Here is a 13,692-nt window from a genome sequence, read left to right as displayed (position 1 = left end):
GAGGCCGGAAGTAAGGCGCAGGACATCTATTTTTTTCAACAGTTAGCAGAGGCGGCATCACGGAGCAATAAAAGGCTCATTGTAGTTGGAGTGCTTCATCAGTCGTTTGGTGAGTATGCAAGCCGGCTTTCTCGGGAAGCTCGAGATGAATGGACAAAAATTCAAGGTCGATTTGTTGATCTCCCTATTAATACGATGGGGGAAGAACAGGTTGATTTAATTGCGAGGGCAATAGAGACTTCTCATGCCGATAAGGGGATTTCCGCGCTTGCCAGTGATGTTTTTAAAATAATTAAGACAAATAGGCCTAGTGCGTCTCAGGATTTAAGTTCAAAGCTTGAGAGATGCTGGCCACTGCATCCGGTAGTTGCATGTCTTTTGGGTCCCATATCAAAAAGAAGATTTGGACAGAACCAGAGAAGTATTTTTGGTTTTTTAAATTCTCTCGAGCCGCAAGGATTTCAAGATTATCTGAAAAATACTCGTTTGGAGCTTCATAAGCTTTATTCTCCGGCGAATCTTTGGGACTACCTCAGGATAAATCTTGAGCCATCCATTTTGGCCTCACCTGATGGTCATCGTTGGTCTCTCGCTGTCGAAGCTGTAGAACGCTGCGAGTCTCTTGGTGGTGATGCTTTGCATGTCGATGCCGCAAAAACCATAGCTTTAATTGACTTATTTAAAAATAAATCTGGACTAGTTGCTAGTTTCGATTTTGTTCAGTCCTGCTTTTTGAAGAACTCTAAAGCTGAGATACAGGGAGTTTTAGATGATCTTCAAAAGTGGTCAATTATTATTTTTAAGAAATACTTAGATTCATTCACCGTCTACGCGGGGAGTGACTTTGATATCGATCAAGCTCTCAATGAGTTTGATGATGGCCAGAAAGTGGATTTCATAAAGCTTCGTAAATTGGCTCAGCTACAACCCGTTTTAGCAAAGAGATACTATCATTCAACTGGATCTCTTTGTTGGTTTGATATTGATATTGCACCAGTTGCGGAAGCCCAGGAGCGGGTAACTAACTTTTGTCCATCTGGTGGAGCTATCGGACAGTTCCTTTTGCTTATCCCAACTGAGGGTGAAACAGTAAGTCAGGCTGGTGCGATTTGTCGTGTGGCTGCTGATTCTGCAGGTACGTGGCCCAGTCTTTTGGGGTTGGCGCAGAATAGCTGGTATATCGAAAGCCTGGCCAAGGAATTGATCGCTTTAGAGCGTATTCGTGTTGAGCGCCCAGAGTTGGAAGGTGATGCTGTTGGTAGGAGAGAGGTCGATGCACGAATCTTGGCCACATCATCTGTGCTTGAAGAAGAATTGAAAAAATCACTATCGGGAGCACGATGGTATGGTAAGGGGGCGGAGCCTCACACTGTTGGTCACACAGGGCTTAGCTATAAAGCATCGATGTTGGCTCGTGAAATTTTCCCCAATGCACCGCGCATTCATAATGAGTTACTGAATCGCATTAAGCCTTCTAGTAGTGCGGTTGCTGCACAGAAGGCATTATTGCGTCTTATGGTTTCAAGGGAGGGGCAGGAAAGGCTTGGGATTGATGGGTTTCCTGCTGAAGGTGGTTTGTTCGAGTCAATATTGAAGAAGACGGGAATTTATCGTATTGACAGTTCTAGTGGACGATATCGATTCATGTCCCCCGTGAAAAATGATGAGTATAAAATCTCTCCTTTATGGAGGGCGGCTGAAAAATTTATTTCAAATAGTCCTCGAAACGCAATTTCCCTTAAGGATATTTACGATATCTGGACAGCGCCTAAGTATGGCGTGCGACAAGGGTTGTTGCCTATTCTGGGGGTTGCATTCATTTTAGCAAATCGTAACCAGGTGGCGCTTTATTTAGATGGGATTTTTAGATCATCTTTTGATGACTATGTCGTTGATTGTTTGACTCAGGATGCACAACGGTTACAGCTTCGTTGGATGAATCTTCCAGAAGTTTCTCGGCGAATCCTCACTGGAATGGCGGATCTTGTAGGTGAAATTGATGAGAGTGGGAGACAGGTTGAGCTTGAACCTATTGAGGTAGCTAAGCGTCTTGTTTCAATTGTCGATAGTCTGCCGAAGTGGACACTGCGAACTATGAAAATTTCTCAGAATGCAAAACAGGTGAGAGACCTTTTCAAGCAGGCCCACGATCCAAATAAATTTTTATTTGATGATATTCCTAGCCTTTTTAATGGTGGATCGGAAAATATTGATTTAGGTAGTGTAGGACAGATTGTTTCAAAGGTTCGCGATGGGATTGTTGGTCTGAGGGATGCCTATCCACAAATGCTCCAGGTGTTACGTAAAAAAATGCTTTCTGAATTAAATGCTGAAGATGATGTGGTTTCACTTTCAGCTTTGCGAGATCGGGCCGAGAATATTAAGGAGATAACCGGTAATTTCAGACTAGAAGCATTCATTACTCGTCTTAGTAACTTCCAGGGGCAATTTGATGAGGTGGAAGGTATCGCTAGTTTGGCAGCAAATAAGCCCCCCCGTGATTGGATTGACAGGGACATCGATCAGGCTACTATAGAAATTGCTGATTTAGCTCAACAGTTTAACCGAATTGAAGCGTTTGCGAGGGTTCAGGGGCGTACCGATAAGCGTCATGCAGTCGCAGTTGTAGTGGGATTAAATGGTAGCCCAAGACCTCTGTCGAAAGAATTTGACATATCAGCACAAGAAAAAAAGTCTGTAGGTGAGCTGATGGTGAAAATTCAGGGGGTTATAGATGGGGAAGAAATGTCTGAAAGACTAGTTTTAGCGGCAATGGCAGAAATAAGTGCAAAGTATATGGGCTTTTAACATGAATATCCCTGATAAGCATGTGTTAGGTATCTCTGGTGGCCGTGATAGTGCCGCTTTGGCAATTTACATGCGGCAAAAATACCCAGAGCTAGTTATTGATTATTTTTTTACTGACACAGGTAAGGAGCTTCCCGAGGTCTACGAATTCCTTGGACGGCTTGAGGGCTTTCTCGGAAGACCTATCATGAGACTAAATCCTGATCGTGATTTTGATTTTTGGTTGAAGCAGTTCAATTATTTCTTACCCTCACCACAAAATCGTTGGTGTACTAGGCAGCTCAAAATTCGACCATTTGAAAACTGGGTAAAACCACTTGTTGATTCTGGTGCAAATGTTACTAGTTACGTAGCTATAAGGTCTGATGAGTCGTATCGGGAGGGGTACAGCTCTAAGAAGGAAAATCTGAAAATTAAGTTGCCTTTTCGCGAAGATGGTATTGATAAGTCTGGAGTTATTGAAATTTTGGAGTCATCTGGCGTTGGTATGCCAGCATATTATAGTTGGCGCACACGTAGCGGATGCACATTTTGCTTTTTTCAACAAAAGATTGAGTGGGTAAGACTCCTTGAGCGACATCCAGATGCTTTTGAAAATGCAAAATTATACGAAAAATCAGCATTGGATCATGACTCTCCATTTACCTGGGTACAAGGTGAATCTCTTTTGCAATTATCGCATCCAAAGAGAATTGAGGAGATTAAAGATGACCATAAGAAGAGAATCGATAAGCAGAAGGCAAATGTTATAATGAATCCTCTAAGGCCTGATGCTGAGCCATTGGATATAGATGATTTATATGGTCAGGCGAAAGTGTGTTTGGCGTGTCATAAATAGCTAAACGACTTAATCTGTGTTTTTGGCGAGGGTCAAGCATACCAAAAAGGAGCTCTGTTTGTAGGCTCCTTTTTGGTATGCCTAAGCTGACTGGCTATTGTATCTTTATTCAGAATCACTTGATTCAGCTGACTCCCAAACCTCCTCGTTTTCCTTGCTGGTATCTGTTTGTGTTGCAGGCGTAATGCAATGTTTCATATCTGTTTTGGTGATGTGATTGCTTCCAATATTGCTAAGGAATACCCTGTAATCGTTGAAGGCATTGTCAAAAATGAGGGTTAGGTCATCCTTTGAAAGGTCGTCTTCGTTGATAGAATGTTCCTGACAGTGTTTTGTTTTCATGCTGTGGTAAAGACTCGAAAACACTTGGCCTCTACTTTTTTCGAGTTCTACAGCCACCGCGGATTTAAGAGTTTCTTCTGTCGGTTGCCATATTTCCAATATGAGATATTTGTATTTAGGCCATTGCTCGGGTTGCATTTCACCTCTAAAAACAATGTGCCTAAATGTCTGAAGATTTGGCTTAAGTTTCCATTCCCCAATTTCGCCTTCTAGTTCACCTGTAAATACCTTGACAAGTTTTTTAAATTTAGTTGAAGTCGTTGGAATAAAAAAGGTATTCAGTTGTTCAATGTATTCATTGAATTGCTTTTCTGTGTCAAGTAATTGTTGGTTGTTCTTTGTTAAAGAGGTGTTGGCTTTCTCGATTTCACCGAAAAACGAGCAAATTATTGCACTTTGAAACGCAGTAGTCTTAAATATATTATCAAATAAATCATTTATCCAAATAGAAACCTTTTCATGCACTTTTTCAGAGTCTTTTAAGTACTTCTTGTCAGATACTGAATTGATATAATTTTCAGATATTTGTAGTTTTAGGCTTTTGATTGAATTATCTATTCTGGTTGCTGTACCGTCTAGCCTTTTTGCAATTTCTTCAATTTCGGGCACGTCGGATTTAAATTCGCCATCGTTAAGGCGCTGTCTTAACGAGATCCTATGCGTTTCAAATATTTTTCCAATACCTTGACCTTCGAAGAAAATTGGTTTTAGTTTTCTGTCTTCGTGTACGTCAAGATTCGTTTCAAGCTGAAGGGTTGCTCTATTGTAAATCTCATAAGGCTTGAATTTTTCAAACATGGAAATGATAAAATTTCCGTATTTTGTCATGAATGAAGAGGATAAAATTTCTGCTGCATTTTCACTAAAACTGTCCCTGAATGTATTCTCAGAGACTTCTGCACCTAGAAGGTCTCGGCCATTTAACCTGTGCATACATAGGAAAGTATTTAAATTAGTCCTTTTGTAGAACTTTCCTGATCTAGCAGTAATACCGTTGTTGTCCCCACTGTTTAGCATTAGATGTTCAATCATGAAATAGCAATGATTTACGCCTGTAGTTGCTACTGGGCTTTGTATCTTTTGCTTGTCGTTAAATTGATCAAGTTCAACATTCCATATTCTAAGGGAGTATGGTGACCTTTGATCTTTTGATTTTATCTTTGAAAGCATTTTTCTTAAAAAATAAGCAATTATGTCATTATCATCAAGGAGGATATTCCTAGAGTTTGATACTTTTCTGGCGGTTTTATTCAAAGTTAAAAAGATTGACCTAGAGGCCTTTTTTAAGTCGAAGTCACCGACATAATCGGAATTTAACTCAGGTACAGTGCAGAAAATGATAGGGAGATTAATCTCATTTAGGTTAAACTGTTGTATGTACGCCCTGGTCCACTCCGAATAATATTCTTTAAACGGAGCTCTTCTATCGTCTGACCATTGGTTTTTAATGTTTCGGTAGAGTGCTAAGAGGGCCATTGCCCTATGTTGTCCGTCGACAATGACTAGTTTAGTCCTTTGTGTGTTTATTCTGAAGCGGACTAAGTCATGTTTTCTCGTCTTCCCTCTCTTGATCGGTTGTTCAAATTCAAAGACTTCGGCTCCGATGTCTCCAGAGCGCAAAATGGATTTTCCAGGTTTGTTTCCCTCTTCGGGGATCTCTATAGTATTGGTTTTGGGGTATTTGCTCTCAGGCCTGTTTGCGTCAGGCTTGACCGGGAGGACGACTACAACGATAGGGGGAAAAAGCTTTATTAGGTCTGCTGATTTGTCATCTAGGAGGTAGGGGATTAGCTCTGATGACACCCGAGCATCGTCAATATCTCTTTGCATTATTTCATCAAAGTCGAGCTCTTTAAAGTCGAAAATTTCACGGACTGGTGCGAGGTGGGATAGTAGTTTCTCGTCTGACCCCGACATGAAATTTAAACCAACATGTGTAAGAAAAAATTTAACTTCGAGGGAGTGTTGTCCAAGCATGCCGGAGCCAACTTTGAAGCTGCCAACTGATCCTTCTAGTGTTAAATCTAAGGAAGATTCTTCTGTTAGGTATAAATCGTCAGCCATTAGTTTCTCCCAAATACTGGAAAATGAATCCTATTTAAAATATTTTCAATGTCGACATAGTTTTTAGAGCCACCTAGCACTTCCTTCGCAATTACAAAAAGGCTTGGGGGGTTAATTTTCCGTGAATAAATTTGCCAGGCAAAACATTGATCTCTGTCAGCGCTGTTTATCGATACCTCTTTGGTGCTATTAGAGTAATACTTTTCTATTAAAGCCTTATGTTTAGTGAGTCTTTTTTGGAGGTTTGATGACATGCCAATATAAATTGGGCTTGCAAAGTCAGGAACCGATAGCTTTAAGGTTGATTGGATGGCGTTTAATCGGTCTGGGTCTTCAACGATTCTGTCGAGTAATGTTTCTGACAGGCTAGGAACGTGCGAAAGGGCCCCTTTGTATTTAGGTTTGAGCGGCCCCTTGAGCGATACCTCGTAAGGATCTTCTGTGAAATATCTAAAAAGAAACTTGTCAAAAAAATCAGTTAGTAATTTCTTTGCTTCTTTTGTTTCCCCGTTTCTTTTAAGGGACTCCAGTGTTTCAATCGTTTTATTTGTATCAAAATCTGAGATATCTGGGGTGTAGTACCAGGCATAGACACCTGGGGCCGGTGGCGTTTCGGGTATCTCGCTCCATTTGTAAACAGGTGACTCCAATCTGCCCCCCTCAAGGTTGTCGTAATGCTCTGAATTGAAGGACCATGCTAGGTCTGCCGCTGCCATCCTATTAGATTTATTCTCTTTAGGCTAGGATAATTTGACGATAAAATTGTGTGGTACATAGTACTTAACGCCAGGCATTTTTGATAGTCCAGAGCCCATGTTTTTTGCATCTCAGTCGTGTTGTCCGCTCAAATGCGTATTCCGGTGAAAGTGGGCCGGTGATTCTGCTTTAAACTGGACCACCGATTCCGGAGGAAAGTGGGCCGTATGTCGGAGCGAAGCGACGCTGGAGTCTTTTTGTAGAACGACTGTCAGTTTTGGTCAAGGCTGATGGCGTGTTTTCGCATCGAATTTCCTTTCAGTTCAATTTTGTAAGCGTTGTGTACAAGCCGGTCGAGAATGGCATCGGCAAGGGTCGGATCGCCAATCGCTTCATGCCAGGCGGGGACAGGGAGTTGGCTGGTGACAATGGTCGATCTTTTGCCGTAGCGATCCTCCAGCAGTTCCAACAGATCCCGGCGCTGCGGGTCGCTCATCGGCATCAGTCCCCAGTCGTCCAGAATCAGCAAATCCGTCTTTGCGTAGCCGAGCATCAACTTGCCGTAGCGGCCGTCGGCCTTGGCTAGGCGCAACTCCTCGAACAGGCGTGGCAATCGCAGGTAGAGGACAGAGTAGCCTTCCAGGCAGGCTTTGTGGCCTAAGGCGCAGGCCAAATAACTTTTGCCGATCCCGGTCGGCCCGCAGATCAGCAGATTGAGGCCGCGAGCAATCCAGAGGCAGGCAGCCAGGCTTATGATCAAGGCTTTGTCCAATCCCCGCGATGCCTTGAAGTCGAGATCCTCGACGCAGCAACAGTGCCTGAGCTTGGCCTTTTTCAGCCGGGTTTCCAGACGACGGTTCTCCCGTTCCGTCAGTTCCCGGTCGATCAGCAAGCCGAGTCGTTCTTCAAAGCCCAGGCTGTTTATTTCAGCCATCTGCTGCTGTTCGCGCAAGGCCTTGAGCATGCCGGTCAGGTGCAGGGTGTGCAGTTTTTCCAGTGTGGGGTGAGTCAACATTCTTCTCTCCTAGTGGTAGTAGTGGCTGCCACGGATATTGTCATGGACAATCGTGCTAGCGATCGGCAGGGCCTGTTGCCGGGGTTGCTGGTCAAGACCGGTTTTCAGAATCGATTTGACGCTCTTATAGCTGGTGGCCTGACCCTCCAGAGCCAGGTCGCAGGCCGCTTCGAGTCTTTCCGGCGTATAGATTTTGGCCAGACTAATCAGGCCCATGGCACTGCGGAAAGCCTGTTGGGCATGCTGTCGTGAGGCGAGGATCGCCTCGATCATGGTCATCGTTCGCGGACCGGTTTTCGCCGCCCAGCGGATCAGGTGCTGCGGGGTCCAGTCGGCATACTCCTGTTGACCTTTGGGCATGTGGTCGCTAACGGTGGTGTGACGACCTTTCTGGAAGGATCGGACATGCGAGGCAACCCGCTTGCGCTGCACAAAACATTCGACGCTGGTCGCGGTAATACGGGCTTCAAGTTGCCGGCCCCGCAGTTGATAAGGAACCGAGTAGTAGTGGCCATCGATCTCGACATGATAATCGACCCCAGCCCGCACCTTTTTCCACTGCGAGAAGGTGTAGGCCTCCGCCGGTAACGGTTTCAGGACCGGGCGATCGAGGGTCTCAAAAGCCTCTTTGCGTGAGCCGGGGAGTTTCTTGAAGGGGCGACTGTTCAGGTCGGTTAAGAGCACACGGATGGTGGCATTGGCGTCGGCCAGACTGAAGAAGGTCTGCTTGCGCAACCGCGCAAGAATCCAACGTTCGACGATCTGCACACCGACTTCCGCTTTGGCTTTGTCTTTCGGCTTTCGAACCCGGGCTGGAATCACCGCCGTACCGTAATGCTCGGCCAAATCCTGATAACTGGGATTCAGGTCCGGTTCGTATCGGCAGGGTTTACTGACGGCGCTCTTGAGATTGTCCGGGATGACCAGTTCCGGGACACCGCCGAAAAACTCGAAGGCGCGGCGGTGGGATCCGAGCCAGTCCGGCAGGTTCTGACTGAGAGTGGCTTCGGCAAAGGTGTAGCTGCTGGCGCCCAGCACCGCCACGAAGATCTGGGCTTCGGTGATCTCCCCGGTGTGTGGATCGATGATCGGCAGGGTGTGACCGGCATAATCGACGAACAGTTTCTCGCCGGCCTTGTGGATCTGCCGCATGGAGATCTTAAGTTTGCGCGCCCACTGCCGGTAGAGTTCGCAAAAATGGCTGTAACGGTAGCCCTGCGGATGTTCGCTCTGATATTCCTCCCAGAGCAGCATCAGGGTCACCCCTTTGCGTTTCAGTTCCGTATGGAGATAGGTACAATCCGGCAGGGCTCGGTCGGAGGCCAAAACAGGAGCGGCGGGTGGAAACAGCAGGTTATAGAGCTGCTGATCGGTAAGGTCCTCTGGCAGCGGCCAACCCAGTCCGGCCATTTTCGCCCGGTGCAGATAATCGCCGACCGTGGTTCTGGATATGTTCAGACAGCGTGCGATCGGGCGTTGTCCCAGCCTGATGTCGAAATGAAGACGAAGAGTCTCTCTGATTTTGCGCATGGATAACCTCGTATTTGCCAACGGTGCACCTCCTGGAAAATTAATTTCCAAGGTTGTACACCAGGTTATCCAGCGTCGCTTTCGATTCCGGAGGAAACTGGTCCACCGATTCCGTTACTCAGGGAAAAGTGGCCCAGTTTGGATCGGAATCAGTGGCCCAGATTACAGCGGAATGACTGGCCCAACTTGCTCCGTAACGGGTGGCCCACTTTGCAGCGGAATCGGTGGCCGGATGGCTCCGGAATCCGCATCCCGCATCTTTCGGCAAGTACATCGATTTTACTCATGAGCTATTTCTTCTAAGTTAATGAAAACATTAAGAGAACTGTTTTTTGTGACTTTCTGTAATAGATGGCTTTACGGCAATTGCGAGGCGAAATTTCTTGGATATACTCAATTTGAAATGAGGGTTTTTTCGTTAGTGAAAAATGAAATAGCCAATTGTGATCGCGGGTTTAATTCATTTTTCAACCTTCTGTAATTAGGGGCCTTCGTTTTGCCCCAGTTCTGTAGCCTACGCTCGGTTTACTCTGGGTCCCCGCGTTTTACCCGAATTGAAATAACTTGAAATGTGTTTAGCAAGCTCATCGCATGGGGCCTTCGCAGATTCTTCACTATATGCAAAAAATATTATTGTGCGAGGTGGAATCAAATGAAGAAGACTATTAATGATCTGGCCTTTTTGGGTGGATCCCCAGCATTTAACGAACCACTTCATGTCGGACGACCCAATCTGGGAGACCGGGAACAATTGTTCAAGCGTATTAACGATATGCTGGATCGAAAATGGCTGAGTAACAATGGACCCTATGTGCGCGAATTTGAGCAGAGAATTGCCGACATGATGGGGGTCAGGAACTGCATCGCCATGTGTAACGGGACGGTTGCTTTAGAGATTGCTATCCGTTCTTTGGAGTTAAAAGGAGAGGTTATTGTTCCATCATTCACCTTTGTGGCTACCGCGCATGCGCTGCAGTGGCAAGAGATAACGCCCGTTTTTTGCGATGTTCATCCCCAAAGTCACACCATCGACCCTGCCTGTATTGAGAAGATGATAACCCCACGGACCACAGGAATCATAGGCGTTCACCTCTGGGGGCGTCCCTGTGATATCGAACCATTAGAGCAAATAGCGGCATCCCACAACCTGAAGTTGCTGTTTGATGCCGCTCATGCTTTTTCCTGCTCCCACAAGGGGCGAATGATAGGAAGCTTCGGTAATGCGGAGGTCTTCAGCTTTCACCCGACTAAGTTTTTCAATACCGGAGAAGGCGGGGCCATTGTTACCAATGACGATGTTTTGGCCAGCAAAATTCGCCTGATGAAAAACTTCGGTTTTTCGGGATATGACAATGTCGTTTACATAGGAACGAATGGAAAAATGGGAGAATTTTCTGGGCTCATGGGGGTGACAAACCTCGAAAGCCTTGACGAGTTTGTGGCCGTAAATCATCAGAATTACAAATTTTATGAGGAAGGGTTGAGGGGCTTGGAGGGGCTTAAGCTGATAAAGTATGACCATGCGGAAAAGTGTAATTATCAGTATGTCGTTCTTGAAGTCGATGAAGCTGTTCTCCCGGTGACCAGAGATAAACTTATCGAAATTCTTCGTGCTGAAAATGTACTGGCTCGCCGTTATTTCTACCCCGGTTGTCACCGGATGGAACCTTATCGTTCTTATTTTCCCCATGCGGGGCTGGTTTTGCCTGAAACCGAACGACTTGCAGGTCGGGTTTTGTCTCTCCCCACGGGGACAGCGGTCGGTCAGGAAGAGATAACAACGATATGTCAGATTATCAGGCTCGCCGTTCTCAATAGTCATGAGGCAAGCGGAGCGTTGTCAAAGCATGCTGCTGGGTAAATGCAGGCGGCTGTGATGTCATAAATTTTCTGCCTGATTTGGGTTGCAGCCAATGCAGGTGGGGGCTAAAGGAGGGTGTTAAAGTGAAAAAGATTTTGTTCTGTGCGGCTCATTGTTTTTTTAAAATTCAGCTAGTCATACTCGGTCTGTTCATTCTGGGGGCGTTTTCCGTCCCAAGTCTTGCGAATGCTCAATCCCCTGCACCCGTCGTAGCCATTCATGTGTCGGAGTTGACCCAGGCACTTGAAACCCTCCCAGCTGTGTCGCCCACACCGACTTGGGACGGAACCAGTGGCTATCAGTGGTGGTATACCTCCTGGCACTATTTTGTGGCCTACGAATCCCTCAAAGAGGCTCTTCGCTCGGATGGTACGCCCTTTGTCGAAGTTAGCGACAGCGATATTGCCGCCGGTTCATTGTTGAATTCAGACGGCTCGCCACGGTACCCGATTTTGTTCAGTCTTGCCTCTGAAGCCATTGCTGACAACGAGATTGCACCACTCATCGATTATGTCAGCGCAGGAGGATTTTTGTTCACCGGTTCATCTGCGTTTACCCGCTATCCGGATGGTGCCTCTCGCGGCGATTTTGCCCTGGCTGACTGGATGGCTGTTCATATGACCCAGTCTACCCTGTTGAACTGGTACTTGAACGGGTATTTTACAAAGTCGGGCGACCATCGCCTGACCAGTCACATCCCGGACGGTACCCTCCTCTGGAGTGGCCCCGCCTCTGCCGAGCAGATCCCCTGGGTTACTTATCCGGACTTTAGCGTTCATGGTTCGCACTACGCCTGGGAAGTCGTTAGCACCGGAGCTACAGTTATCGCGAATGGCGAAAACGGTCCGCTTTTGACGGTCAAAAGTTTGGGCCAGGGGCAGATGATTTACCATGGAACCCTGCAACCGCTCATCGGACACGGTGGGTATGACCCGGGGATGTACGCGTATCTCATCTATCGACGGGCCATTGAGTGGGCCTTCGAATCGTTCAGCATGCCCCTTGTTAAGGTGAGCCCATGGCCCTATTCATACGAGGCGGCATTCATGGTTCGGCATGACTTTGAAAATGACCAGTCTTCTATCATGGCGATTAAAGAATCCGCGCAATTTGAACATGAGCACGGGGCCAAGGGGGATTATTACTTTAGTACGGGAGCTCTTCGTGAGGATATGTTGGAAGATCCTGTAACCATCGCTGACATACGGAGTGCTGTTTCGAATTATGGCGCCACCATAGGATCCCATAATGGTGGCCTTAAAAACCCCATAGATGCGTCGCTTTCGCAATGGGATTATGAATATTGGCACTGGGGTCCGGACGAAGTTTTGGACCTTTTCCCTCCAGGCTATGAGAATGGGAAGGCGTATGCTACCGCTTCCATTCAGACGTCCTTTCTGGATATTGAACGGTGGCTGGCCGATCTTGACAACGGCCGACCGGGGTGCGGCTCATTGAACAATTGCCCTCGCACCTGGGTTTCTCCTTTTTTCGATTCAACGCGTGAGGATTCCTGTGACATTGTGGAGCAGTTGGGTTCAGTAGTCATGGGGGAACAAAAAATCAGCCCCTTTCCCCATCGGACCCTGTCGTACCAAACAAAAGGTAAATACTTTTACCCCATTTCCTTGCCTGTGAGTGATTGGTACGTTGACGGTGACATTGCCCAGAGTACTGAATATGGTCATTCAATAGATTCTATCCGCGCTGGAGTTGATTTCTACTACAACCTCGGCTTTCTCATTAATTTCTACGGGCATTTACCCTCAAACAACGGCAGTGTGGCGCAGGAATATGTCACCTATGGTACGTCGAAACCCAGTCTCTGGTTAACTAATGCCGTGGAAGTGAATGACTGGTGGAGGTTGCGCGCTACGGCTGTTGTTACTCCAACGTTCGCTATTAATGGCAATACCATTACGCTAACGGCGTCAGTCTCCGGATCGGTTGACCCTGCAACGGCGATAGAAATAGCTCTTCCGCAAATTTCAGATCAATCGATAAGCGGCCTGAGCGTCTTTCTTGATGAGACTCCAGCTAGTTCAGATGCTTATCGAATCACCAGCTATGGCATAAAAATCCGGGTCGGTTCAACGGTATCAAATGTCAGGGTTCAATATTCTCTGTCAGTCAGTAATTCTCCGCCCGTCGCGGAAAATGATAGCTACAGCGTGAGCGCCAATACGACGTTCAATCAGGTGGCACCCGGTGTGTTGAGCAATGACAGTGACCCGGAAGGGTTGGCTCTGACGGCCCAGCTGGTCGGTGGCCCCGCCCATGGCAGCTTAACGCTCAACGCCGATGGCTCCTTCATCTATACACCGATAACCAATTATGTGGGGAGTGACAGCTTTACTTACCGGGCCTATGACGGGACGGCTACCAGTAACCTGGCTGCCGTGACCATTACGGTGACATCGTCCGCAGGCGTCCTGTTCTCAGATGACTTTTCACGAAGTTCAGGTGCGTCCGATACGCTCGCTCCCTGGGTCAGTGTGCTGGGGACCTGGACGGTCGAAAATGGAGTTTTGCATGGCG

Annotated in this window: 8 protein-coding genes; 4 read left to right on the top strand and 4 right to left on the bottom strand. The window is 46.7% G+C overall.

All coding sequences use genetic code 11. The features are described 5' to 3' along the window. Both ABYA77_RS13320 and ABYA77_RS13315 read left to right on the top strand, forming a co-directional pair. Positions 1-2,808, top strand: a 2,808-nt coding sequence (locus ABYA77_RS13320; protein WP_372966462.1) for an ATP-binding protein, incomplete at its 5' end; no start/stop codon positions are given. Between the two features lies 1 nt (position 2,809). After that, positions 2,810-3,646, top strand: coding sequence for a phosphoadenosine phosphosulfate reductase family protein (locus tag ABYA77_RS13315; protein WP_372966461.1), 837 nt, complete (start codon positions 2,810-2,812; stop codon positions 3,644-3,646). 105 nt (positions 3,647-3,751) lie between these two features. Here ABYA77_RS13315 and ABYA77_RS13310 read toward each other — a convergent pair whose 3' ends face one another. The 4 genes from ABYA77_RS13310 to istA all read right to left on the bottom strand — a co-directional run bounded on the left by ABYA77_RS13310 (position 3,752) and on the right by istA (position 9,293). After that, entirely contained in the window at positions 3,752-6,052 is a 2,301-nt protein-coding gene (locus tag ABYA77_RS13310) for a hypothetical protein (protein ID WP_372966460.1), read from the bottom strand. Beyond that, positions 6,052-6,768, bottom strand: coding sequence for a hypothetical protein (locus tag ABYA77_RS13305; RefSeq protein WP_372966459.1), 717 nt, complete (start codon positions 6,766-6,768; stop codon positions 6,052-6,054). Before ABYA77_RS13305 ends, ABYA77_RS13310 begins: the two co-directional genes overlap by 1 nt. Positions 6,769-7,019: 251 nt before the next feature. Beyond that, positions 7,020-7,763 (bottom strand): IS21-like element helper ATPase IstB, encoded by a 744-nt coding sequence (istB, locus tag ABYA77_RS13300; RefSeq protein WP_372966458.1) that lies wholly within the window; start codon positions 7,761-7,763, stop codon positions 7,020-7,022. 9 nt (positions 7,764-7,772) lie between these two features. Continuing rightward, positions 7,773-9,293, bottom strand: coding sequence for an IS21 family transposase (istA, locus tag ABYA77_RS13295; RefSeq protein ID WP_372966457.1), 1,521 nt, complete (start codon positions 9,291-9,293; stop codon positions 7,773-7,775). Positions 9,294-9,945: 652 nt separating this feature from the next. Between istA and ABYA77_RS13290 the strand changes: the two genes are divergently transcribed. Together ABYA77_RS13290 and ABYA77_RS13285 are read left to right on the top strand one after the other, a co-directional pair. Next, a complete protein-coding gene (locus tag ABYA77_RS13290) occupies positions 9,946-11,154 on the top strand; it encodes an aminotransferase class I/II-fold pyridoxal phosphate-dependent enzyme (protein WP_372966456.1) in 1,209 nt (402 codons plus the stop codon). A gap of 83 nt (positions 11,155-11,237) precedes the next feature. Next, positions 11,238-13,692, top strand: a 2,455-nt coding sequence (locus ABYA77_RS13285; protein ID WP_372966455.1) for an Ig-like domain-containing protein, incomplete at its 3' end; no start/stop codon positions are given.

Source organism: Marinobacter sp. (genome assembly GCF_041595835.1).
GTDB lineage: Bacteria > Pseudomonadota > Gammaproteobacteria > Pseudomonadales > Oleiphilaceae > Marinobacter.
Note: the sequence above shows the minus strand (reverse complement) of the source record. Positions and strands in the feature narration are given on the sequence as shown.